Origin of the sequence: Neobacillus soli NBRC 102451, assembly GCF_001591665.1 — a bacterium.
GTDB classification, from domain to species: Bacteria; Bacillota; Bacilli; order Bacillales; family Cytobacillaceae; genus Neobacillus; species Neobacillus soli.
In genome coordinates, this window is the sequence record NZ_BCVI01000051.1 from 11,462 (window position 1) to 35,852 (window position 24,391).

A 24,391-nucleotide genomic window follows, 5' to 3' on the forward strand; every position below is an offset into this window, starting at 1 on the left:
TTCAAACAATAGAATTATTATACAACAACTCGCATAAAAAATGAAACTATTTTGATAATAAAAGTTTTAAAATTGCCTTTTGGGCATGCAAACGGTTCTCTGCTTCATCAAAAACAACGGAATGGGGGCCATCAATGATCTCTCCAGTTACCTCTTCTTCCCTATGTGCCGGCAGACAATGCAAGAAAATAAAATCATCTTTCGCATATTTGCACAATTCCGCATTCACTTGAAATTCTCCAAACGCCTGCAAACGCATTGAAGTTTCTTCCTCCTGACCCATGCTGGTCCAAACATCTGTCACGATTACATCCGCATTTTTAGCTGCTTCAATTGGATCATTGGTAATCATAATCGTACATCCTGTTTGCTTTGCAGTTTTGATTGCCTTTTCAGTAATTTTTCCATCAGGTAAATATCCAGGTGGACTGGCAATGCTGACATCCATTCCCACTTTCACAGCCCCCTCCATCAGCGAATGGGCCATGTTATTATTGCCGTCGCCTAAATAGCACAGCTTTAAACCAGCTAACTTACCTTTATGCTCAAGAATGGTTAGTAAATCTGCTAATACCTGGGCAGGATGGTGCAGGTCCGTTAAACCATTAATAACAGGAACAGTTGCATGCTCTGCTAATTCTTCTACCGAATCGTGTGAAAAGGTTCGGATCATAATCCCATCGACATAGCGGGATAACACTTTGGCAGTATCGGAAATACTTTCTCCTCTTCCAAGCTGAATATCTTTAGAGCTTAGGAAAATAGCATGGCCGCCAAGCTGGAGCATACCGACCTCGAATGATACCCTTGTACGGGTGGAGGATTTTTCAAAAATCATTCCTAATACTTTACCGCTTAAAAATGGGTGTGGTTTCCCAGCCTTTTGCAGTGCCTTTAACTCTATCGCCTCATTGAGTAAATACAGAATTTCATCTGTACTGAAATCGGAAAGCTGTAAAAAGTCTTTTCCCTTAAATTGAAGTTTATTCTCGTTCCATTTAATTGCTTCTAACATGAATAGCACCTCTTTCTTCAAAATTGTAATACTCACTAACGGTCCGTACTTCGTAATCTGAAAGCGAATGATTTTGCAAGCCAATACTTGCTTCGATGGTATCAAGGTGTGTAAATACAGGTATTTTGTAGCGGACAGCTTGCTCACGAATTTGGAAACCAAATTTATGTTTTTTGCGTCCCTGATTCGGTATATTAATTACTAATTTAATGGACTGTTTTCGGAAAAGTTCATTTACATCTCCGTCATCCTTGATTACTCTTTCAATAGAAATTCCATGGCTTTGGAAAAATAATGCGGTGCCCGCTGTAGCTGCAATCCTATAGTTGGTTTTGAGAAGTTCCTTAATAATTGGTAGACTTGCAGTTTTATCCCGGTCAGAAATTGAACAAAAAATGTAATTATTTTCCGAATCTTCAACCATAGAAGGAACTGACTTATGGAGTGCCTCTTGATAGTTCAACCCCATTCCAAGTGCTTCACCCGTTGATTTCATTTCTGGTCCAAGCACATGGTCAACACCTTTAAGCTTACTCGAAGAAAACACCGGTGTTTTCACAGAAAAGTATTTAGGTTCTGGCAATAATCCTTGATTGTTTGATAAATCGCTTAACAAATCCCCTAATTGGACACCTGTCGCCCATTCAATCATTGGAATTCCTGTTACCTTACTAATGATCGGCACCGTTCGCGATGATCGAGGGTTTACTTCAAGCACATTGACTTGATCATCATAGATAACGAATTGAATGTTCATCATCCCAATGACTGGCGCTGATTTAGCAATTTTCTCTGCATACTCAATAATTGTTTCTTTTGTTTTTTTAGGTATGGAAATCGGCGGGAACACCGATATACTATCACCGGAATGGACGCCAGCCTTTTCGATATGTTCAAAAATCCCTGGGACCACAATATTTTTCCCATCACAAATGACATCAATCTCACACTCTAGTCCTGGCAAATATTTATCTACTAATAATGGCCACATCGATGCTTGTGAATTTTTCTCTAACTGAGCGATATATTGACTTAATTCCTCTACGGAAAAAATCGTAAACATTGCTTGGCCGCCAATGACGTAGGATGGGCGCACTAAGACAGGGTAGCCAAGAGTGGCTGCTGCTGCCATTAGTTCATCGGGATGGGACACAGATTTCCCTTCAATATGCGGTATGTTTAGGTCCTCAAGCAGTTGATAAAATTCTTTCCTATCCTCTAAGCGGTCGACGTTTTTAACGGTTGTTCCTAATATTTTGACGCCCTCTTCTTCTAAGGCATGCGCTAAATTAATTGCCGTTTGACCACCAAACTGGATCAAAACACCGTCAACTTTTTCTTTTTCAATGACATGAAGGACATCCTCCGCCGCTAGTGGTTCAAAGTAAAGTCGGTCAGCTACTGAATAGTCTGTGCTAACAGTCTCCGGGTTGTTATTAATGACCACTGCCTCGTAGCCTTTCTTCTTGAGGGCTTTTGCCGCATGGACCGAGCAGTAATCAAATTCAATTCCCTGGCCAATTCGAATCGGACCAGAACCAATGACTAGAATTTTCTTCTTGCTGGTAATTTCCACCTCGTCAAAGCCAAGCCATGTCGAATAATAGTAAGGTGTAACGGCATCAAATTCTGCGGAACAAGTGTCAACCATCTTATAGCCTGGTTTCCAGTTAAGTTCTTTCCACTTATTTCTGACCTGACTCTCTGGAATATGGAAAATTTGTGATAATAGCTTATCAGCAACATTATTTCGTTTTGCTTCTTTTAGCAGCATTAATGGAACATTGCTCCATTCATAGGCAGCAAGTTCTGATTCTAATGCAACGATTGAGCTAATTTTATGCAAAAACCATGGGTCAATTTCTGTCAACTGCTGAACTTTTTCAAGTGTAATCCCTCTTCGGAAGACCTCGGCAATGACGAATAGCCTTTGATCATTTGCTTTTTCAAGAAGTTCAAACAGGGACGCCTTATTTAAGGACTTATTGACGTCTAGGCAAAGACCGTAAACATTCATTTCCATCGATCGAATGGCTTTATTTAAGGCCCCTTCAAACGTCCGGTCAATCGCCATCACTTCCCCAGTTGCCTTCATTTGTGTTCCTAATGTGCGGTCCGCCTCAGGAAATTTATCAAAAGGAAAACGGGGTAGTTTTACCACAATATAATCAATCGCTGGCTCAAATGAAGCAAAGGTAGTACCAGTTATCGGATTCACAATCTCATCTAAATGATATCCAACCGCACATTTCGCTGCCATTCTAGCAATTGGATAACCAGTTGCTTTTGAGGCAAGTGCCGATGAACGGCTTACCCTCGGGTTTACTTCAATAATGTAATATTGATTGGATTCCGGGTGGAGCGCGAACTGGATATTACAGCCACCGATAATCTCCAATTCTTTGATAACTTTTATAGAAGAATTACGAAGCATTTGATATTGGACATCTGTTAATGTTTGCGATGGAGCAACGACGATAGAATCCCCCGTATGAACGCCAACAGGGTCCATATTTTCCATATTGCAAACAATGATGCATGTATCATTTGCGTCTCTCATTACCTCATATTCAATTTCCTTCCAGCCTTTAATACTTCTCTCTACCAGTACCTGCCCAATTGGACTAGCCGCCAAGCCTTTTTTCAGAACCGTTTCAAGTTCATCATCGGTATAGGCAAAGCCGCCGCCATCTCCCCCAAGCGTATAGGCCGGGCGAATAATGACGGGGAAGCCAATTTCTTTTACGAAGGATACCCCTTCTTCCAAGCTGTGAATAATCGCTGATTCAGGAATTGGTTCGCCGATTTGAAGCATCAGGTTACGGAACTTTTCTCTGTCCTCACCGTTTTTAATGGACTCAACAGAGGTGCCAAGAAGTTTCACCTTGTATTTTTCTAAAATTTTCTTTTCATAGAGCTGAACGGTTAAATTTAAGCCTGTTTGACCGCCAAGGGTCCCGATCACACCATCTGGCATCTCTTTTTGGATGATTTTTTCAATTGTTGCCACGTTAAGCGGTTCAATATATACCTTGTCAGCTATTGTCTCATCTGTCATAATCGTCGCTGGGTTGTTATTGATTAAAACAACCTCAATTCCCTCTTCTTTAAGGGCAATACACGCCTGTGTACCGGCATAATCAAATTCCGCTGCCTGGCCAATCACAATCGGGCCAGATCCGATGACAAGGACTTTTTTTAAGTTTTTATTTAGCGGCATAAACTGTCTCTCCTAATGAAGCTAACTGGTTAACAAAGTCTTTCAAAATATATTCTGTATCACTTGGTCCCGGATGAGCCTCCGGATGAAATTGAACGGTTTGGATTGGATAGGTTTGATGTGTTAAACCCTCTATCGATTTGTCATTGACATTGCGGTAGGTGACATGAAAAATGTTTTCATTAATACTTTCATCGACGACAACATAGCCGTGATTTTGGGCTGTGATTTTTACCTTTCCAGTAGTTAATTCCTTAACTGGATGGTTGCCGCCACGATGTCCATAGGCAAGTTTTTCTGTTTTGGCCCCGTAAGCAAGGGCTATAAGCTGATGTCCGAGGCAGATTCCAAGTGTTGGATATGCTTGAGTAATTTTTTTGATATCCGGAAACCATTTTTTTAGTTCCATCGGATCGCCAGGTCCATTGCTTAATAGAACACCATCTGGATTCAAAGCTTTAATTTTTTCATAAGGAGTATTGTAAGGCACAATCGTAACCGCACAATTTTCTGCTAAAAGGGCATTGAGAATCGATTTTTTAAAGCCGTAATCAATTAGTGCAACATGTGGTCCTCTGTTTTTGAAAAATTGTGTTTTCTTTGTTGATACTTTTTCCACCCATAATGGAGCTTTTTCAGTTTTATCAAATTCTGTTTCCTTTGTTCTGCTTAAATATCCTTTAACTGTTCCTCGGCTGCGGATAGTTTTTACGAGGAGCCTTGTGTCTACCCCCGCAATACCTGGAACTCCAGCCTGCTTTAGTTTTTCAGAAAATTTATTAACGGATTGATAATGGCTTGGTGTTTCACATAAATCGCCAATGACTACACCTGATAGTGCTGGTGTAATGCTTTCATCATCCATGACGTTGATCCCGTAACTTCCAATAATCGGATAACAAAAGGTGATAATTTGCCCAGCGTAGGAAGGATCGGTGATGATTTCTTGGTATCCAGTCATGCTCGTGTTAAAAACGACTTCTCCGAGTGAATCTTTTTCTGCACCAATTAGTACCCCCTCAAATACTTCCCCCGTTTCCAAAGTAAGGTAACCATTCTGCAAAATACTCACTCGCCTTTCTCGATACTTAGGAATGTTTTTTCCAATGCTTCAGTAAATTCATTAATTTCCGCTATTTTTACAGTTAACGGTGGTAATATCCGAACAACATTAGGGCCCGCTGTTAAAATTAAAAGATTTTTTGTTATGGCTTTTTGGACAATTTCTAAGGCATTGGTTTCGACAACCATCCCTTTTAACAGCCCTATGCCGCGGATTTCTTTTATAAAAGTGTACTTTGCCTTCAGGCCTTGTAGCTGCTTATCTAAATACGCTGAAATTTCTTTCACTTGACTCAATAAATTGCTTTCAATTATATGGGTAACCGTCGCTAGTCCTGCGGCAGTTGCTAATGGATTCCCGCCAAATGTGCTGCCGTGGCTGCCCGGGTCAAAGCCCTTTGCTGCTTCTTCTTTAGCAATGATCGCTCCGATTGGAAAGCCTGAGCCTAATCCCTTTGCAATGCTGATTACATCCGGTTCAATTCCATATTGCTCGTAGGCAAAAAGGGTACCGCTTCTGCCAATACCTGTTTGAATTTCGTCGACCATCAGCAGAATGTCGTTTTCTTTGCATATTTGAGCGAGTTTTTTCACCCAGTCTGGATTTGCAGGGATGACCCCGCCTTCACCTTGGACAAGCTCAAACAGTACCGCAGCCGGTTTGATAATCTGGAGTTTATCAAGTGCTTCACTGTCATTGAATGGCAGGTAGCTAAAGCCCGGCATTAATGGCGAAAACCCTTGTTGAATTTTTTCTTGTCCTGTTGCCGTTAAGGTAGCTAGTGTTCTGCCATGAAAGGATTGCTCGAAGGTGACGACTTCAGATGAGCAGTTTCCCTTGACCTTGTTTGCATATCTTCTTGCTAACTTAATGGCTGCTTCGTTTGCTTCTGCACCACTGTTGCAAAAGAAGACTTGGTCACCGCAGCTATTGGCGGTAAGCAACGCAGCAAGCTGCTCTTGGTTGGGAATGTTGTATAGGTTTGAGCAATGCCAAAGGTTTTGCAGCTGTTCTTCAAGTTTTTCCTTGACCGGGTCTGGAACATGACCTAGATTACAGGTAGCAATGCCCGAAGTGAAATCTAAATATTTATTCTCTCGATCGTCCCAAACATAACTTCCTTTCCCTTTAACAAGAGTGATTGGGAAGCGGCTGTAGGTTGCCATCACCGGCAGGATTTGGGAAACGGAAGTGTTGTTCGCCATTACGCTATCTCCTCTTCTAAGACAATTTTTGTGCCGATTTTTTTACCGTTTGTATAATCTATTAAGCTATTTTTCTCAAAGCCGTTGATGATTCCAACCTCTGGTATTTTATGAACCAGACCGTCAATCGCAGCCTTTACCTTTGGAATCATCCCGCCGTAGATGGTTTTATTTTCGATCATTGCTTCAATAATTGCCTTTGATACTTTATCTAACTTTGTTTTTGCGCCATCTTTTTCTACAAGGATTCCTGGAATATCACTAATAAAACAAAGATTTGCTCCTAAAGCTTTGGCAATCGCTGAAGCAGCAATATCACCGTTAATGTTGTATCGTTGTCCACTGGAATCTATTCCAATTGGAGATACCACAGGAATATTTCCTTGAGAGATGATTCCATCAAGAACCTTGTGATTGACTCCCGTTACTTCTCCAACAAAGCCTAAAGTCTTAGCATTTTGGGTAGGTATTGCTTGGAGTAAACTACCATCAACCCCACTAACTCCAATAGCATTGCCGCCAACTTCGATTATATTTCGTACGACCTGTTTGTTGACCGATCCACTTAATACCATCTCTACTACATCTAAAACCTGATGATCAGTAACTCTGAGACCATTCACAAAGTTGGTTTCAACATTTAAGCTTTTCAGTAATTGGGTTATAAGTGGGCCGCCTCCATGTACGATAATCGGTGTCCACTCTCCAGCTTCATACATCTTAACAACATCTTCATAAAATGACCTTGGCAGATTATCTAACACACTTCCGCCACACTTAATGACTAAATATTTCATCTTCAGTTCCCCCTTAAGTGCGGTAGGATGCGTTGATTTTCACATAATCATATGTTAGGTCGCATCCCCAGGCAGTTGCGCTGTGGTTACCTTGATTCAATTCAACAACAATTTTGACATTTTCTTGTTCTAGGTAGCTTTTTACTTCTTCTTCCACGATTGGGCAAGGCAATCCGTTTTCGAATACAGGATACTGTCCAAGTGAAACCTTAATGCCCTTCGGTTCAACAGGGACTCCACTATAACCAATCGCTGTCACGATTCTTCCCCAGTTTGGATCCGTTCCATAGATAGCTGTTTTTACAAGATTAGAAGAAATAATCGATTTTCCAACTGCTCTAGCGGCATCAATATTAAAAGCCCCGTCAACTTGCACTTCAATTAGCTTTGTGGCTCCTTCTCCGTCGCGCGCAATTTTTTTAGCGAGTGATTCACAAACAATTTGTAATCCTTGTTTGAAAATGCCCCATTCCGGATGGTCCTTAGTTAGTTGAATATTTTCCGCTAAGCCGTTCGCCATTACCAATACCATATCGTTTGTACTGGTATCACCGTCTACTGTAATCATATTAAATGTGGTATTTGTTACCTCTCTTAATGCATTTAGAAGATCCTCGTGGGCAACATTTGCATCCGTTGTAACGAAACCTAGCATTGTCGCCATGTTTGGGTGGATCATTCCTGATCCTTTGGATGTTCCGCCGATGCTAACCATTTTTCCATCTAATTTGAATTGGACTGCTATTTGTTTTGTGCAAGTATCGGTAGTTAAAATTGCTTGTTTAAAATTTTCTTCATCTGCATTTTCTTTTTTAAGAATTTGTTTAATTCCCATTTTGATTTTATCCATTGGCAACGGTTCGCCAATTACCCCTGTGGAGGTGACGGCAACTAGGTGCTCTTGGATCCCCAATTCGGAAGCAAAATCTGATTGCATTTCAAATGCGTCCATTAACCCCTGTTCGCCTGTGCAGGCATTGGCATTACCCGAATTTACGAGAATTGCTTGGATCTTATTTTCTTTAGAAATGCTTTCTTGTGTAACAAGAAGCGGAGCTGCTTGAAAAATATTTGTTGTATATACACCTGCTACTGTAGCAGGAACCTCAGAAACGATATAACCCAAATCTAGTCTTTTTCTTTTTACCCCGCAATGTATGCCACCTGCACTAAACCCTTTCGGCAGGGTTACACTTTCTGTTTCAAGAATAACAATCTCACTGCTTAATATTACCTGTGCCAATTAAAATTCCCCCTTATAACTAGGTAACTGCTAAGATATTAATCTTCCGTTTTATGGATACAATGGTATATCTGTGAGCCCGGTTCTCTCATCCCAACCGTTCATTAAATTAACATTCTGGATTGCCTGCCCCGCTGCTCCTTTTACTAAATTGTCAATCACTGAAATGATAGTAAGGCGGTTTGTTCTTGGGTCAACATGTAAACCGATATCGCAATAATTTGAACCCAGGACCTCTTTGGTTGAAGGCACATTCCCCGCTGCCCTTATTCTAACGAAAGGCTGGTTTTCGTAAAATTGATTATATAATTCAACTACTTCACTAGTTGAAATATTTCCTTTTAAGTTAACGTATATGGTACACATAATCCCTCTAGTCATTGGGACTAGATGGGTAGTAAAGGTAATCGTGATTGGGTTTCCACTTTCATCTTGTAAAACTTGCTCAATTTCTGGGATATGCTGATGTGCACCTAGTTTATAAGCTTTTAAGTTTTCATTTATTTCCGCATAATGGGTTGTTACTGAAAGGCCTCTTCCCGCACCTGATACCCCTGATTTCGCATCAATTATTATCGACTTTTCTTCTGCCCATTCTGTTTTTATTATCGGAATAAGACCTAGTGTCGTCGCAGTCGGATAGCAGCCCGGGTTGGCTATTAGATTGGAAGTTTTAATTTTTTCTGTATAGATTTCACATAATCCGTAGGTTGCTTGTTTTAGGTAGTCCTCGGTGGCTGGTGAATGTTTATACCATGATTCATATTCCTCGGGCGATCTTAATCGAAAATCCCCAGATAAATCTATACATTTAATCCCCTTTTCCAAGAGCGGTGGAACAAGTTTACTGCTCACTCCGGAAGGTGTAGCTAAAAATACAATATCGGTTTCGTCACATAATCTAATTGGATCAAATGTTTCAAGAGGTTGATCCACGATGTTAGATAGGTGCGGATAAATATCACTAAAACTAGACCCAGCTTGGGAGTTAGAAACAACAGAACCAATCTCCAAATGCGGGTGCTTATTAATTAACCTAACTAATTCAATTGAGCCGTAGCCGGTTCCACCGATAATCGCAGCTTTCATTTCTCCAACTCCCATGTTGCTTTATAATGAATTATTATACATAAACATATATAATTATTCAACATTAAAATAGCCTAATTTTCTGTTTTAATTGAAAATTTTCAGTTTAAATTTTGATAGCGCTTACAAAGTATTACTTAGAATTATTCAATTTTTATGCATTAAAATAAAAAAGCTCCTGCTTAAGCAAGAACTTTGATTTGTTACTATTAAAAATTCTTCAAATAAAAAATAGCCAGCTGCGTACGATCCCGTAATTTTAATTTTTCAAGGAGTCCTGTTGTATAATTTCGGATTGTTCCTTCACTTAAATAAATCCGCTCTGCGATTTCTTTATTAGATAAGCCTTCAGCAATCAGCTCAAGTATCTCCAATTCCCGGGGAGATAAATCAAGTTTCATTGGCGGTCTCTTTTCATCTTTAAGCATCGATGAAAGCGCACTGGCTACTTCTTTTTCAAAAACGAAATTCCCCTTTCCAACAGCCCTCAGACTTTCGATGATGCTATCTGATGGTTGATTTTTCAAAATATATCCTTCAGCACCGCTTTTAATCGCCTCTTTTATATAAGCGTCGTCCTTGAAGGTCGTTAAGATTACTACTTTAATAGTGTTAAAGTGTTTCTTTATCAATTTAGTCCCTAAAACACCATCCATCACGGGCATTCGGATATCCATTAGGACTAGGTCTGGCCGTTTCTTTTGACACATTTCAAATGCTTCCTGGCCATTGCCTGCTGTACCCGTAACCTCAAAATCATTTTCGAGCTCAATCAGAATCTTCAATCCATCACGAATTAATGCATCATCATCAACGATTAGAACCTTCAAATATCCCACTCCCCTCTTTCGGAATTAGGCAAACAATTAAAAAACCGTCATTGGCTGAGATCGAAAGACTGCCGCCAACATTCCGTACTCTTTCCTTCATTCCGCTTAATCCAAGTCCCTCTGACATTGTTTGACAACCAACCCCATTATCCTTTATATACATCCTCGTATATTGCTCAGTTGCTTCAATTTTTATATCCATTTTTGTTGCTTGTGAATATCGTGAAGCATTAGTTAATGCCTCTTTTAAATTCGCACTCATTAATTCCAGATGACTCGGCAGAATAGAATTGAAATCACCACTCATTTTTAGCTCAACTGGGCAAAAGCCGAAATGGTCGATAATGTTATTAATGTATTCTATGCCTATGGTTTGTTTTGGCTTGATATTATGTACTGTATTACGAAGTAACTCGATTGATTTTGCCAAGCCCTCAACCGACGTTTGGACCATCTCCATTGACTTTTCTTGATTCCTTGAATGAAGCTTGTAGGCCGCTTGAAGCTGGAATAAGATCCCGGCAATACTGTGCCCAATACTATCATGGATCTCCTGAGCAATCCGATTCCGCTCCCTTACTTCTGCAATATTAGCAACTTCCTTTGACGAATGGAGCAGCTTTGCCTTTGTATCTTCAAGTTCATACCGTAAACGCCGCTCATTATCTACTGTTTGTTTAAAGCGGTCTTGCTCTTCTTTCCCCTTATGAATAACATAAGCTAGTAAACTGCACAAAAGAACGATAAGAAGGTTTGTAAGGAGCAATTCATTCAATCTTAGTAAATAGAACATGCAAGCAACAGCTACACCAAACCAAGCGTACTTTCTTTTTATAATAAAGTCGTAACTGCAAAGAGCAAACAGAATCGAAAAACGGAAATCCATCGTAACGGCTGCACATGTTAACAGCAGCGTTACGATGGTTAGATACAAAGAATCAACGTATCTTTCTTTAAAAATATTTACGGCAATAATCACCAAGAGGAGAAGAAATGATTGGTAAGCTATATCATGATTCATTATCAGTTCCAAAATTAGGTATAGAATAATCGCTGCTTTTACAATAAAGTTCATGTCATCCCCTGCCAGTAAGCTTTTCCTTCATTATACTTTATTTAGCAATATCCGCCTTTCTAAATGTTCCTAACAGGAAGAAAATAATCGCAAATAAGATTAATATTAACAGTTCTTTTCCAAGTGAAAATAACGACTGTCCCTGCAATAGTTTTTCTATTCCTGTAATCACCCATGAAACTGGTGTGAAGTTGCTTAAAGTCTTAATGATATCTGGAGCAAATTCGAGTGGGAAGTAGGCCCCGCCAAGCATTGCGAGCGGTGCAACCAAACATATACCGATTAAGCACGCTTGAATAATGTTTTTGGAAATCGAGCTGATTGCCACTCCGAATGCTACAGTTACTAATGAAAAAAGGAGCAACAAGACAAAGATGGAAAATCCAGCACTACCGAGGTACAGTTTGTAAACATATTTTATAATCAGCAAAACAAAAGTTATTTGGATGAAGGAAACAAAGAGAAAACTGCCTGTAATCTGGAGCATATAGGTCCTTATTTTTACAGGTGCTGTTAGGGTGCGATAGAGAGTATGGTTATTCTTATTAAAAATAATGAACAAACCGACAATTAAGGAAGTATATAACATCGATATAATCAGATATCCTAGCACAGATTTCGTTCTTTCGGCACCTTCATTAACTGCTAACTTATGCACCAATTGAATAGCGCCAAGCTGGTCATAGTTTGTGAATTCTGTGTAGAAGGAATCGGGATTATGCTGTACTTTTTCCGCAACCATTTTGGCATGATTAAGCCATTGCTCTAAGAATGCACTTACCGGCTTAGAAAAGTTAGATTCTTTGACGGAGTAACTTGTAATTCCCTCATCTTTCCCATGAATAAGCCCATCTGTAAACCCCTTTTCAATCACAACAACATAATCAACTTTTAGTGTTTTGAGATCGTCATTTATTTTTCCCTCTTTTATATTTCGAATTTCAGCTTTTGTTTTTAGATTCCGGACTAAATCAGCTGTAAATTTCGTGTGATCCTTATCAATAATCGCTACTTTTACAGCAGGCTCCTGACCAATAAACCCCAACGTCATAAAGGCAAGGGGAAAGAGCAGGATAAAGAAGATCTGAACTTTATTGCGAAAAATTCGTTTTAAGGTATTGATAAAAATAGTCAAATAACTCTCCTCCTTCCAGTAATAAAAGTAAACGCCACAACAATAATCGTATATAACACTAATCCTAGAATATTCGATTGAGTGAAGGTACCTTCATAAATATTTGTGAATAAAGCCTTTTGCGCATAGGTGTTGGGTGAAAGGTAGCTTAGCATTTCAATGACTTTTCCTTCCATTCGTGAAAATCCACCGGATACTAATGTTAGAACGGTTCCAATTATAAAAATGCTTAGTGATGATGCCATTGTGCTTTTTGACAAGTAAGCGAGAATCATACCAAATGCGACAGCAATTGCTGAAAACAAGAATAGTACTAGTAGGATGAGCCATAAGCTGCCATCCCAATTGGCTTTATAGATGAATTTTGAAACGAGGAAAATCAATAAGGAAATGCCGTATAATGTCATCGTACTTCCTATTAATTTACCAAGAATCACTTTACTTGGTTGAATAGGAGCGGCTGCTAAACGCAGATTCGTATGGTTCCCCATATCCTTTGTAATCGCAAATACTCCAAAAATGGCTCCGAACAACAGGGATTGAAATAAGGCTGTTAGTGAATAGTAATCAATTCCACGTGGTATTTTTCCTTCCGTCACTATTTTCACTTCTTTAATAATGGATGAGGTTGATTTTTGCTGCATCTTCTTCCCATCAACCTTAATGAGGGTATTTCCAATATTAAAGGTACGGACAAAGCTTTCCAAAACTGGCTGAACGTAAGAGGTTTTCTCCTTGCTGTAAAAGTTAATTTTTACCTGTTCTCCATTTTTAAAGCTGTTTGACATTCCTTTTTCAAGATAAACCAAGCCTTTCAACTTTCCGGACTTGACTTGATCCATCCCGCTTTCAAGCGTTTTAACCTTCTTCACTTCTAAAACAGATTTTGTTTTTTTGGCAGTAAAAAATTCATTTAGGGAACTGTCTAGTAACCCCTCATCTTGACTAAAATAACCAACATTCATTGGATCAATTTTCTTTGGTGTATAGGCACTATCTAGTGCCTTTCCAAGAATAAGCATCATTAGGATTGGCAGTAAAATAAACGCAACCATTGCTTTTACATCTCTCACGTTACGAATGAATGTATAATAAGCAATCATTAATATTTTCATATCATTCACCTCTTCTCTCTATTAATCTCGTAGTGATCTTCCCGTAAGTGTCAGGAACACGGCTTCTAAACTTGGTTTTTCCACATTCAAGGATAGAATTTCTATACCTGCTTCGGCCAGGAGATTGATTACACGACTTACGTTATGTTCCCCTTTTTTTCCGACCACTTCTAAGCTATTCCCTTTGATGATGCATTCACGAATACTCGGAATTGATTTAATCTGCTCAACGAGTGAGTAGTTTACAGAAGATATTTCTATAACCAATTTTTCCTCGGTGGAAACCAGTGCAGTAAGCTCTTCCTTCGTCCCTTGTGCAATAACCCTGCCATGATCCACAATAGCAACCCTTGTACAGATTTCTTCAACCTCTTCCATGTAATGGGAGGTATAGATAATCGTCGAACCCATTTTATTCAATTCTTTGATGGATTGTAAAATATGATTTCTTGATTGTGGATCGATTCCCACTGTGGGTTCATCCATAATGATTAGCTTTGGGTGATGCAAGATGGCACAGGCAATATTTAATCTTCGTTTCATTCCGCCAGAGAATCCTTTTGGTCGGTCCCTCTGTCTATCGGTAAGCCCTGTAAACGAAAGGGCCTCAGCAATTCTTTCCTTCAAAAGGCTGCCTCTAAGTCCGTAAAGCCGGCCGAAGTAATCCAGATTTTCATAGGCCGTTAAATCTTCAAATAAGGCGATTTCTTGGGGAACGATTCCAAACTCCTGCTTGACTTCCATTTCATGCCGCTTGATCTCTTTTCCCAGAAACTTTACCTCCCCGCCATCATAAGGGGTAAGGCTCGAGATAATGCTGATTGTCGTTGTTTTTCCAGCGCCGTTTGGTCCCAGTAATCCAAAAATTTCACCTTCGTTAATGGCAAATGTTATATGATCTAATGCGAGGAAATCACCATATCGTTTAATTAGGTTGTTCACTTCAAGTAACATGCTCCCAACTCCCTTTTTCGTTTTTCTAATGTAATCATATTCCAAATCGAATTGGTCTTATAGTGACTGGAAGAATAAGTTCATGTGACATATGTCATATTCGAGGATGAAAAGTGAATCCCAGATTGATGGCATAAAAAAAACGGCCTAGGAAGGACCGTTAAATTTTAATGAAAAGAAATGAATTGAATAAAAACCAAACTTCTTTATTTACAACATTTGCTGCCCGTATAAGTCAGTAGTTATGAATGATTATCGGTTCGCTCGTCTGTAGGCATATTGCTTCCATTGGTAATGAATAAAGCAGCCAACACAAAACCCAAGGATGGCGACAAATGCTGCCACAGCAACAAGAATGGTAAATACATAGCCTATAGTGTTCCACCCAAGCAAAAAGCTAACAAACCCTATTCCGAGGCAGAGAACAGCAATCTTTTGGTTAAATTGTTGCTGCCCCCAATCTTCAGGAATATAAGCCCCTGGCCCTTTCCTTAGGAATAGCTTTGAAAGCTGTATTATCGGATTGAATCCGAAAAAAAGCCCGATTAGCCCTGAAATAAACGGTACTAATAAAAACCACTCCAGACCGGACACCCATGTTAACAGCACACTAATCACAATAACCCATTGGTTTGTTCTTACAAGTGGACGAGGAATGGAATAAATTTTATCTGACAATCAAATCCCCACCTTTCTTATTGGAATTATATGCTTAGAGCTAGTTTAACTTGATTAAATCCTCTTGTATAGGAAATGATTTTTGAAAAGGGTTTTTACAAAAAAAACACTCAGATGAGTGCTTTGCCATTTTATTTATAGGTTTGAATGTATTAGGTTTAAAACCCTCCGTAACTCAGTTACGTCCACTTGCCCGGGGGCAGAAACTTTTCTTGCAGCGCCAAAAGTAATCGCTGAGCCAAATACTTCCCCTGCCAATCGGCTGATGGCCCCTTTGCCAGACATCGACATGGTAACGATTGGTCTATCAGCATACTGTTCATTCATCGTGTTAGTCGCGTCTAATAGGATCAATACATCTGCTGGACTCTTTGGCATCACCGCAATTTTTGGTAGGTCTCCCCCTAATTCCTGTGCCTTTCGCAGTCGTGATACAATTTCTTCTTTTGGAGGAGTTTTGTCAAAATCATGATTAGAGAGGATAACAAACACTCTATGTTCATGAGCCCATTTGATTAGGGTTTTGACATCCTGTTCATTATTAAATAACTCCACATCAATGATATCTACAAGTCCTTTACCAGCAATTACCTTATTTAATTTAAAATAATACTCAGTGCTAATCTCTCGTTCTCCACCTTCTTCAGCACTTCGGAATGTAAAAATAAGTGGTATGTCAGCCACGATAGTCCGAATTTCTACAAGCGCATTTTCAACCTTCAGGATGTTTTCAACGTGTTCAAAAAAGTCAACCCGCCACTCAACAATATCTACATCCAGAGTTTTTAGATGCTCAGCTTCTTCCTTTAATTGCTGTAGAGTTTCCCCAACCATCGACACACAAATTTTTGGTGCACCTTCACCGATTGTAAGCCCTCTAACTGTGACCGTTTTTTTCATCATACACCTCTTCTCTCACATCAAATCTGATAATTTGTTAATAATTTGATTAGCAATCACATCTACATTCATATTATCAGTAACGACTTTCAAATGATGATTCGAATAGATTTCTTGCCTGTTATTAAATAGCTCTTCCATTTCTTTTACGGACTTCCCCTTTAAAACCGGGCGGCTATCAAGAATTAGGTCTAATCTGTCTTTCCAGCCTTCGAACGATAAGTCTAGAAAAATAACAATACTAGTAGACAAACTAACATTTCTAATTTCCTCCTGTAAAAAGGATCCACCGCCTGGAGATAAAACCTTATTCTTTTGATTACATAAGCTAAAGATTAAGCTTTTTTCTTTTTCTCTAAAAGCCTTTTCACCTAGTTTATTGAAAATTTCTGAAACTGGCATTCCAAATTCCTTTTCAATTTCTTCATCAACATCAATAAATTCACGCTGAAGTTTTTTAGCAACAAGCTTTCCAACAGTCGTTTTTCCAACACCCATAAAACCTATTAATATAATATTTTTTCCTTTTAATGAAACATCGATGTTATTCATAATGAGTAAATCCCCCTAAAGATAAAAAATTCCAGGAAACCATGTTAAATAATTATAATCTTTAATAATGCTTAAAAACAATAACCACTTTAGAGCTACGGTATGTCCTTAAGTTGCCAGAAAGCCGTTACACAGATTTCAAAAGGTGGTGTCCTTAAGAATTGGTGCGTAAATTCGTACTAACTTTTTCAATAAACTCCTGTACTCTCCATAGGGGCATCTGTTTCTAAAAAAATGCCATATAATACTATAGCAAATTTCCTCTTTTAGTAATATTAAATACTACGTTGATAGAAAATTCCTAATTTTTTAAATCCTCATTTTATACTAATCTCTTTTATGATACAGTAGTTATGTATATAAAAATTAACTAATAGAGAGGTGCTATATTAATGAAGAAACCCATTCTTGTTATGTCAATCGCCGCTGGATTGTTAGCGCTTTCCAGCTGTAGTAGTGCCACAAGTACCACTGCTGGAAAAATAATTGCAGAAACAAAAGTTGGAAGTGTTACAGAAGATGATTTAATTACTGAACTAAAAGCAAATTACGGAGATCAAGTAGAAGAAGCACTTCAATCAGTTCTTTTAACAAAAATTCTTTCTAAAGAATTTAAAGTAAATGAAAAAGAAATCAACGAAGAAATTAATAAAGATAAGGAAAAGATGGCTGAGCAGTTCGACCAAGCCATTCAACAAAGTCAATATAAGACATTTGAAAACTATAAAAGAGGGATTAAACTAAGTCTACTTTTAGAGAAAGCCGCTAAGAAGAACTTAAAAATATCGGATGAAGACTTGAAGAAATACTTTGAAACCTGGCAGCCTGAAATTAGAGCAAGCCATATATTAGTCCTCGACAAGGAAACCGCGAAAGAAGTCAAAGCAAAACTAGACAATGGCGGTTCATTTGAAAAGCTAGCTCAAGAATACTCCAATGACGAACCTACTGCTGTATGGGGCGGTGATCTAGGATGGTTTAAATCAGGTGAAATGGATCCGAAGTTTGAAGAAGCTGCCTACAAATTAAAGGTTAATGAAATTAGCTCCCCCATTGAAACTGTTCATGGATGGCATATTATTCAATTAACAGACAAAAAAGAAAAAGAGTCTTTTGAAAAGCTTAGAAAAGAACTTGAAAAGAAATATGTATTAGACCATGCGGATCCAAATGAGATAATAAGTAAAGCACTAAAGGAATCAAATATCAAAGTAAAGGATAAAGATTTAAAAATCACATTCGATACAATTCTAAAAAAGGTGTCAGAAAAGGATACTACAAAAAAATAAGAAAATATTGAAAATAACATCTATCAATGTAAAAGGATACTTTCTAATAAATCCCGAAAGTATCCTTCTTTCATTAAAGCAGGCGTATTAAATTATAATGTACCTTAATTAGTATGATCCCTTCACGAATCTTGTTTAGATATATTAACTGTTGATTTTTATCAAAAACTAAACTATATCCTCTTTGGTTACCACGTTTTTAGTTTTTCTATCAATTTCTTTTAGTCCAAAATAGATATTAAACGCTGCAAAACCAAGTAGCAAAATACCTGGACCAATGAGCAAGAGGGCGGAACCCTTTTTTGATTGTGCAAAATCTATGAAGTATCCAATATAAGGAATGGTAAATCCAGAATAAATAGCAACAACATTTTCAGATAGGATAGGATCAATATCTGGACCATCGTTGTTATCACCTTTGGTTTTATACAGGACATTTGGCCCACTAGTTGTAACTCCAATAATTCTATGAGTCACCAGAATTCCCTCTTTTGTTTTGAATGTGATAACATCATCTTTCTTAAGTACATTTCTTTCTTTTGAATTAAGTGGTTTCACCCCGATAATAGAACCTGTTAGAAAGGTCGGTTCCATTGATCCCGATAAGACAGTTTTTAGTTGATAGCCAAAGACCTGTGCCTCCCCTTTAGATGCTTTTGAGGAGATCACAAGAAATGCCATTAAGATTAAGTTTAAGAATAAAACTACTGTAATTATGTTGCTAATTACTTTTAAAATCTTTTTCAAACTTCCCACCTGCCTCATATTATATAATTGCAACTTTACCGGCTTGCTCCTGCATTATTTTTCTTTGATCATGTTTATTAATTATTTTCCCCTGTATTTATATTCTCTTCTGACATCTCATTTTCGGCTGTACTAGATTCATTACCTTTTTCAATAGAATTGTTTACCTCTTCTTGTTTTTCAGTGGGCTCGTTCCCCACTGTTTCGTTTGAAGAGTTTTCCTTAGATAATAAACGGACTTCAATTTCCCCACTCCAGAGTTCATGTACACCCTTACCAGGATAATCTTCATCAAAAATCTTAAAACTATAAAATCCGCTATTGGCTGGTGTAAAAAGTATTTCTTGTTCCTGACCCTTTGTAATTGGTATAAAGGTTAACGGTACTGATACCTTACTTCCATTTTTTGGATTACCTTTTTCTATAAAGTAAACCTCATACTTTCCATTTGTTTTCATTGTTTCCCCAGTGTTCTTGATAGATGCATATATATTTTTCCCATCAAATCTTTCACCAGTTAATTTTAATTTACTGCAATCTCCTTGACCGAGGTTTTCTGAACAACTAGGAACATCTACAATAGCCCATGATCCCGCTTGTATCACTCCAGTTACTGTACTAGTATCGGTAAAAAATGCATTCGTTTGACCAGTTATAGGAACAAATGCCCACAGGAATAAATAGAATACAGCTAAAAGTTTTACAAAAACCCCTATTAATTTATTACTCCTCCTAATTTCCCTTAATCGTAGGTTTCGTATCGTAATCCCTCCCCCAAGGTCCCGTTCCTCTCTTAATTGCTATCAATTATTATAAAGAACTATTAATCTTAGTTTATTTCATCATTATTATTTTGGAAAAGTTCAAATTCAACCATTTGTTCTTTATAAATGGTTGTTTTCGTTCGTTTCCTCAATATTACTCGAGCTGCCTCAATATTTTGTATTTTCCATTAATTTTTATTCTTACATTAATATTTCTTTCTATGTAAGTGATTTTCCTTTGCCAGATAACAATTTGTACTAAGATTTTTTTTCAATTCCTCCCAATAAAATAAAGAGTGCCCCAAAAAGGTCAGTTTCGAGACACCCCTCCTTAAATATTAATTAATTCCAACTGCAGTATACGCTTGTTGTACCGCTCTAACTTGTTTAGAGCTGGCTCCATATAAATCTGTTGCAGCTTGAATGGCAGCTTGTCTCATCATACTAAAGTTTGAACTTTGCGTTAAATAAAGAGTTAGTGCTCGGTAATAGATTTGTTCTGTTGCTTCACGGCCTACGCCTTGTACTGTTACACCATAATGGGTGCCGCCATCAGAAATCAGATATGCTGCCTTGTTATTAATACTACTATTAATATGAACGCCGCCACTATCTAAGGTGCCAATATATCTCTTGCTCCAATGGTCTGGTGAATAACCGCTTTCAGTTCTCACATCTACAATTTCAGCTGGATTACTCATTGAACGAATCGCGATTTTTTCATCTTTGTTTACAACAACATTTTCGCCGATCAACCAGTCATCTCTGTCAACCATTGCACCAAATATATCGGACATAGACTCATTTAATGCCCCGGATTCATTTCGATAGGTTAAATTGGCTGTATGTTGAGTAACACCGTGGGCCATCTCATGGGCTGCCACATCCAATGCAGCCGAATAAAATGCCCGTGTGATTCCATCACCATCGCCGTATGACATTTGTACACCATTCCATGATGCGTTATTCCACTTATCACCAACATGTACAGCAGAAATCAATTGCTGTCCTTTATTATCGACAGAATCACGCCCAAATGTGTTTTTAAAATAATCATAGGTCTTCATTGCATTTCCATGTGCATCCACACTTGCTCCATCATGAAAAGATTTAGACAAGCTTGTGACGAGGACATTTTTTCCGCTTGACTGATCATATGTGATAATACCTTTTCCTCGCGAAAACCCACGAAGCTCATACAATCCATCAATAAATTGAACATCCAACAGCTGTTTTGTACCAAGTACCCCCATTCCAAATGCACTTAGATCCTGTGCTGCATTATAATGATCCACAATATTTCCGTTTGTTGCATCAATGAAATAATGCCAGTATCCAACCTTAGGATTGCTAGTAGAGGCTTTGACAAGGTAGGTGTTATAAAATGCTCCATCATGTTCATAGATAAACTGTTCCGCATTAATTGGAGCATCGTATTGGTCCACTTTGCCAATTTTCTTTTCAATAGCTTCTTTAGTTATGTCAATTGCTTCATTTTTTGAAATTGCAGCCTCTATATTGATATTTTTATCCTCAAGATTAGGCACAACCTCGCCGAAGAATGATGTAACATTATCGCTTTTATCCAAGGCTAAAGTTGATTCAGAACCAAATATAGGAATTCCCTTATATTGCTCAACGAGCCTAAAGTGGTGAGTGCCTGTTCCTTGGTCCGCCTTTTCTTCTTTAACTTTAAAGTGGTTTTTCATGTCCCCTTTAATTTTAAACTTTTGGCTATTCTCAGTGAGGTAGGAAAAGGCAATATCTCTTTTGCTTAGCCCTTTTTTTGTTTTAGGAGCCCAGGTTTCACCGATGAAGGAAGGGGTACCATACTCAGAACTATAATGAATCTTTGATTCCTGTGCACTTACGGTTGAACCAGCTGTAGCAAACGTCCCAAGGGCAACGGACAGGGCCAAAGTAGAGGAAATCACATTTTTGTTTAATTTCAATTGTCTAAACCTCCAAAATAAATTTAAACTACTATTTTGCTAGACATTATCATAGCATGGGCAGAACTCTTTTTCCGAAATAAGAGGATGCCCCAAATGATTAAGTTTGAGGCACCCTCTTTCTTTTGTTTAAATTTAGAAAACACCTACAGCCGTGTACGCTTGTTGTACAGCTTTAACTTCTTTGGAACTAGCTCCATATAGGTCTGTTGCTGCTTGAATGGCTGCTGATCTCATCAAAGAGAAGTTAGAGCTTTTTGTTAAATATTTTGTAAGGGCACGGTAATAGATTTGTTCTGTTGCGTCACGCCCTACCCCAGTCACTGTAACACCGTAATGTGTCCCACCATCTGACATCAGATAAGCAGCTTTATTATTAATACTGCTATTGATATGAACGCCGCCACTGTCTAATGTGCCAGTATAGCGCTTGCTCCAATGGTCAGGCGAGAAACCGCTTTCAGTTCTAGCATCAACAATTTCAGCCGGGTTACTCATAGAACGAAGTGCTTTATTTGTTCCAGTTTTAATAAGCTTCTCTCCAATTAGCCATTCTGGATCATCTCTGTCAACCATTTTAGCAAAGATATCAGACATAGATTCGTTTAGAGCACCGGACTCATATGAATAGATTAAATTGGCTGTATACTCCGTTACTCCATGAGTCAACTCATGCGCAGCAACGTCTAATCCGCTGGCAAAATTGTAATAGTTCACACCATCCCCATCACCGTAAGACATTTGTCTTCCGTTCCAGGAGGCGTTATTCCAGTTGTTATTTACGTGGACAGCAGAAACTAATTTAAATCCTTTATCATCTACTGAATTACGACCAAAGGTCTTTAGATAATAGTCGTATGTCTTTTGTGCAAATGTATGGGCATTTACTGCTGCCCCATCTGTAAACATTTTACTTAGGCTAGTTACCATTTTGTTAGCGTTCTTTGCGTCATTGGTGACAATCCCTTTACCTCTAGTCGTATCGTTGAGTCCATATACCCCGTCAATGAATTGGGCTTCAAACATCTGCTTGTCGTTAAACACTCCGTTACCAAATGCGATGACTTCATCAGATGCATTGTATCGATCAACAATATTTCCGTTTGTAGCATCAATGAAATAATGCCAATAACCAACCTTAGGTTCAACAGTAGAAACTTTTACTAGATAAGTGTTATAGAAAGCACCATCATGTTCATAGATAAACTGTTCAACATTAAAATCACCATCATATTGGTCTACCTTGCCAATTTTCTTTTCAATACCTGCTTTTGCTATTTTGATTGCTTCAGTTTCAGAAATAGCAGTTTCTGTATTGATATTTTTATCGTCAAGATTTGGTACAACCTCACCGAAAAAGGATGTAACATTGTTATCTTTATCCAGTGCTAAAGTTGAATCAGATCCAAAAATTGGAATACCTTTATACTCCTCAACAAGTCTAAAATGATGGGTTCCTAATTTATTATCGGCTTGTTCTTGAATTACTTTAAAGTTCTTATTCATGTCACCTTTTAGTTTAAATTTTTTGCCATTTTCCTCAAGATAAGAAAAGGCAATATCCCTCTTACTTAGCCCTTTTTTCGTTTTTGGAGCCCAAGTTTCACCCATAAAGGAAGGCGTTCCATACTCCGCATTATACTTGAAATGTGGTTCCTGCGGACTTGCAGCCAAGCCACTTGACGCAAAGGTTCCAAGTGCAATGGATAATGCAAAAGCAGAGGAAATAACTTTTTTATTTATTTTCATTTAACTATCCCTCCAAGTTATATAACAATAAATTCAATTTGGACGATGAATCTTCAAGGACTACAATTCTATATTCTATGAATAATAGTCGGTAAAGGTTAGATAACTATCTTATTTTGCATCTCCAGCCATTTGAGAGGCAATAAACGTCCAATCAAGATTAAGAGTGTCACCTTGGAAAACGTTTTGATCCTTACCGTTATCAACGAAGTCAAACTGTACCCATAGGTCATTGACTGCTCCAGGTTCAAGTCCACTATTTTTCTTAAAGAATGGATCTAAAATGGACTTCTGAACAAGATCTGGGCTCATTGCTTTTAAATCTGCTAGTGTTGTTTCAAAAATAGGTTCATTTTCTTTGTCCCAATTCCATAAGAATCTAACCATAATGTGTTCCCCGAAATCTCCAGCACCATTATCACCTTTGGCATCAGTGACAGTATAGTCAGTTTTTAATTTCACGTCTTTGATTTTCAAGGAGCCTTTATTGGCTAATTTGAAATCACGCACCATCGTATCGCCAGGTTTAAGATCTTTAAGGTTAACAAGCACGCCAGGATCAACAGACAAATCCAAAGTACCTGCAGCAAATGTATTATGCGTTACTTCTGTATCGCTGAAATATGCATATGTACCCCCGCCGATTAATGATAGGCCGAGTGCTGCTGAAGCTAAACCTAAACCAAGTTTTTTCTTTATACTCACTTTATTTCCTCCTCTTCATCTTTTAAAAATAGTGCCGCCATCCCTGTTTGTTTAGCGAGTACGTACATTTCAAAGCAACTTTTATTTTTAATCAATAACCTCCTCTTTACTTTGTTAAAGGGTCGTTTAGTCTTCACTTTAGAAGAAACTACCTAGTTACTAAGCTTGAAAAAACCCATTAACATATTCTTAATTGCAGTTCAATTAATCCTTAATAGAGAACCACTTGGTTTTAGTATAAACTAGTTTACTATGAATTCAAACTTGCAAATATAGCTATTTATACTTTATAAAGAACACTTTTCTTCGATTTT

21 protein-coding genes are annotated in these 24,391 nt (G+C 38.2%); 1 reads left to right on the plus strand and 20 read right to left on the minus strand.

Annotated elements, in window-relative coordinates:
• Positions 1 to 46: 46 nt before the first annotated feature.
• The 15 genes from argF to BSO02S_RS17225 all read right to left on the minus strand — a co-directional run bounded on the left by argF (position 47) and on the right by BSO02S_RS17225 (position 16,871).
• Positions 47 to 1,015, minus strand: coding sequence for an ornithine carbamoyltransferase (gene argF / locus BSO02S_RS17155; RefSeq protein WP_066070044.1), 969 nt, complete (start codon positions 1,013 to 1,015; stop codon positions 47 to 49).
• A complete protein-coding gene (gene carB / locus BSO02S_RS17160) occupies positions 999 to 4,235 on the minus strand; it encodes a carbamoyl-phosphate synthase (glutamine-hydrolyzing) large subunit (RefSeq protein WP_066070048.1) in 3,237 nt (1,078 codons plus the stop codon). Before carB ends, argF begins: the two co-directional genes overlap by 17 nt.
• Positions 4,222 to 5,298, minus strand: coding sequence for a carbamoyl phosphate synthase small subunit (locus BSO02S_RS17165; RefSeq protein WP_066070051.1), 1,077 nt, complete (start codon positions 5,296 to 5,298; stop codon positions 4,222 to 4,224). Before BSO02S_RS17165 ends, carB begins: the two co-directional genes overlap by 14 nt.
• A 5-nt stretch (positions 5,299 to 5,303) precedes the next feature.
• On the minus strand, positions 5,304 to 6,503 hold the full coding sequence (gene argD, locus BSO02S_RS17170; RefSeq protein WP_066070054.1) for an acetylornithine transaminase: 1,200 nt from the start codon (positions 6,501 to 6,503) through the stop codon (positions 5,304 to 5,306).
• Positions 6,503 to 7,300, minus strand: a complete 798-nt coding sequence (argB, locus tag BSO02S_RS17175) for an acetylglutamate kinase (RefSeq protein WP_066070057.1) — start codon at positions 7,298 to 7,300, stop codon at positions 6,503 to 6,505. Before argB ends, argD begins: the two co-directional genes overlap by 1 nt.
• Before the next feature lie 13 nt (positions 7,301 to 7,313).
• On the minus strand, positions 7,314 to 8,543 hold the full coding sequence (argJ, locus tag BSO02S_RS17180; RefSeq protein WP_066070060.1) for a bifunctional ornithine acetyltransferase/N-acetylglutamate synthase: 1,230 nt from the start codon (positions 8,541 to 8,543) through the stop codon (positions 7,314 to 7,316).
• Positions 8,544 to 8,594: 51 nt separating this feature from the next.
• Entirely contained in the window at positions 8,595 to 9,632 is a 1,038-nt protein-coding gene (gene argC / locus BSO02S_RS17185; RefSeq protein ID WP_084375067.1) for an N-acetyl-gamma-glutamyl-phosphate reductase, read from the minus strand.
• A 209-nt stretch (positions 9,633 to 9,841) separates the two neighbouring features.
• The gene (locus tag BSO02S_RS17190; protein WP_066070066.1) at positions 9,842 to 10,462 is read right to left on the minus strand and encodes a response regulator transcription factor; all 621 of its coding nucleotides are present in this window, start codon (positions 10,460 to 10,462) and stop codon (positions 9,842 to 9,844) included.
• Positions 10,443 to 11,537 carry a sensor histidine kinase gene (locus BSO02S_RS17195; RefSeq protein ID WP_066070069.1) on the minus strand — a complete coding sequence of 365 codons (1,095 nt, stop codon included), beginning with the start codon at positions 11,535 to 11,537 and terminating at the stop codon, positions 10,443 to 10,445. Before BSO02S_RS17195 ends, BSO02S_RS17190 begins: the two co-directional genes overlap by 20 nt.
• 37 nt (positions 11,538 to 11,574) lie before the next feature.
• Positions 11,575 to 12,672: an ABC transporter permease gene (locus BSO02S_RS17200; protein WP_066070072.1), complete on the minus strand. Its 1,098-nt coding sequence runs from the start codon at positions 12,670 to 12,672 to the stop codon at positions 11,575 to 11,577.
• Entirely contained in the window at positions 12,669 to 13,787 is a 1,119-nt protein-coding gene (locus tag BSO02S_RS17205; protein WP_066070074.1) for an ABC transporter permease, read from the minus strand. The genes BSO02S_RS17200 and BSO02S_RS17205 overlap by 4 nt, the downstream gene beginning before the upstream one ends.
• Positions 13,788 to 13,808: 21 nt before the next feature.
• Positions 13,809 to 14,741 (minus strand): ABC transporter ATP-binding protein, encoded by a 933-nt coding sequence (locus BSO02S_RS17210; protein WP_066070077.1) that lies wholly within the window; start codon positions 14,739 to 14,741, stop codon positions 13,809 to 13,811.
• Positions 14,742 to 14,993: 252 nt separating this feature from the next.
• Entirely contained in the window at positions 14,994 to 15,419 is a 426-nt protein-coding gene (locus tag BSO02S_RS17215) for a DUF4395 domain-containing protein (protein ID WP_066070080.1), read from the minus strand.
• 135 nt (positions 15,420 to 15,554) lie between these two features.
• On the minus strand, positions 15,555 to 16,319 hold the full coding sequence (gene aroD / locus BSO02S_RS17220; protein WP_066070083.1) for a type I 3-dehydroquinate dehydratase: 765 nt from the start codon (positions 16,317 to 16,319) through the stop codon (positions 15,555 to 15,557).
• A gap of 15 nt (positions 16,320 to 16,334) precedes the next feature.
• Positions 16,335 to 16,871 carry a shikimate kinase gene (locus BSO02S_RS17225; RefSeq protein ID WP_066070086.1) on the minus strand — a complete coding sequence of 179 codons (537 nt, stop codon included), beginning with the start codon at positions 16,869 to 16,871 and terminating at the stop codon, positions 16,335 to 16,337.
• Between the two features lie 392 nt (positions 16,872 to 17,263).
• Between BSO02S_RS17225 and BSO02S_RS17230 the strand changes: the two genes are divergently transcribed.
• Complete coding sequence (locus tag BSO02S_RS17230) at positions 17,264 to 18,160, plus strand: peptidylprolyl isomerase (RefSeq protein WP_066070091.1); 897 nt, start codon at positions 17,264 to 17,266, stop codon at positions 18,158 to 18,160.
• 168 nt (positions 18,161 to 18,328) lie between these two features.
• Here the strand turns inward: BSO02S_RS17230 and sipW are convergent, their stop codons facing one another.
• The 5 genes from sipW to BSO02S_RS17255 all read right to left on the minus strand — a co-directional run bounded on the left by sipW (position 18,329) and on the right by BSO02S_RS17255 (position 24,077).
• Positions 18,329 to 18,907 carry a signal peptidase I SipW gene (gene sipW, locus BSO02S_RS17235; RefSeq protein WP_066070094.1) on the minus strand — a complete coding sequence of 193 codons (579 nt, stop codon included), beginning with the start codon at positions 18,905 to 18,907 and terminating at the stop codon, positions 18,329 to 18,331.
• Between the two features lie 77 nt (positions 18,908 to 18,984).
• Positions 18,985 to 19,674, minus strand: coding sequence for an amyloid fiber anchoring/assembly protein TapA (tapA, locus tag BSO02S_RS26450; RefSeq protein ID WP_084375068.1), 690 nt, complete (start codon positions 19,672 to 19,674; stop codon positions 18,985 to 18,987).
• A 335-nt stretch (positions 19,675 to 20,009) separates the two neighbouring features.
• Positions 20,010 to 21,623 (minus strand): M4 family metallopeptidase, encoded by a 1,614-nt coding sequence (locus BSO02S_RS17245; protein ID WP_066070102.1) that lies wholly within the window; start codon positions 21,621 to 21,623, stop codon positions 20,010 to 20,012.
• Positions 21,624 to 21,758: 135 nt separating this feature from the next.
• Positions 21,759 to 23,366 (minus strand): M4 family metallopeptidase, encoded by a 1,608-nt coding sequence (locus BSO02S_RS17250; RefSeq protein ID WP_174524258.1) that lies wholly within the window; start codon positions 23,364 to 23,366, stop codon positions 21,759 to 21,761.
• Positions 23,367 to 23,483: 117 nt separating this feature from the next.
• Positions 23,484 to 24,077, minus strand: a complete 594-nt coding sequence (locus BSO02S_RS17255) for a CalY family protein (protein WP_066070106.1) — start codon at positions 24,075 to 24,077, stop codon at positions 23,484 to 23,486.
• Positions 24,078 to 24,391 lie beyond the last annotated feature (314 nt).

Coding starts and splice junctions, on each gene's coding strand:
- argF (WP_066070044.1), bottom strand. CDS start 1,015: ATGTTAGAAGCAATTAAATGGAACGAGAATAAACTTCAATTTAAGGGA.
- carB (WP_066070048.1), bottom strand. CDS start 4,235: ATGCCGCTAAATAAAAACTTAAAAAAAGTCCTTGTCATCGGATCTGGC.
- argD (WP_066070054.1), bottom strand. CDS start 6,503: ATGGCGAACAACACTTCCGTTTCCCAAATCCTGCCGGTGATGGCAACC.
- BSO02S_RS17225 (WP_066070086.1), bottom strand. CDS start 16,871: ATGAATAACATCGATGTTTCATTAAAAGGAAAAAATATTATATTAATA.
- BSO02S_RS17195 (WP_066070069.1), bottom strand. CDS start 11,537: ATGAACTTTATTGTAAAAGCAGCGATTATTCTATACCTAATTTTGGAA.
- BSO02S_RS17205 (WP_066070074.1), bottom strand. CDS start 13,787: ATGAAAATATTAATGATTGCTTATTATACATTCATTCGTAACGTGAGA.
- argB (WP_066070057.1), bottom strand. CDS start 7,300: ATGAAATATTTAGTCATTAAGTGTGGCGGAAGTGTGTTAGATAATCTG.
- BSO02S_RS17230 (WP_066070091.1), top strand. CDS start 17,264: ATGAAGAAACCCATTCTTGTTATGTCAATCGCCGCTGGATTGTTAGCG.
- BSO02S_RS17210 (WP_066070077.1), bottom strand. CDS start 14,741: ATGTTACTTGAAGTGAACAACCTAATTAAACGATATGGTGATTTCCTC.
- aroD (WP_066070083.1), bottom strand. CDS start 16,319: ATGAAAAAAACGGTCACAGTTAGAGGGCTTACAATCGGTGAAGGTGCA.
- argC (WP_084375067.1), bottom strand. CDS start 9,632: ATGAAAGCTGCGATTATCGGTGGAACCGGCTACGGCTCAATTGAATTA.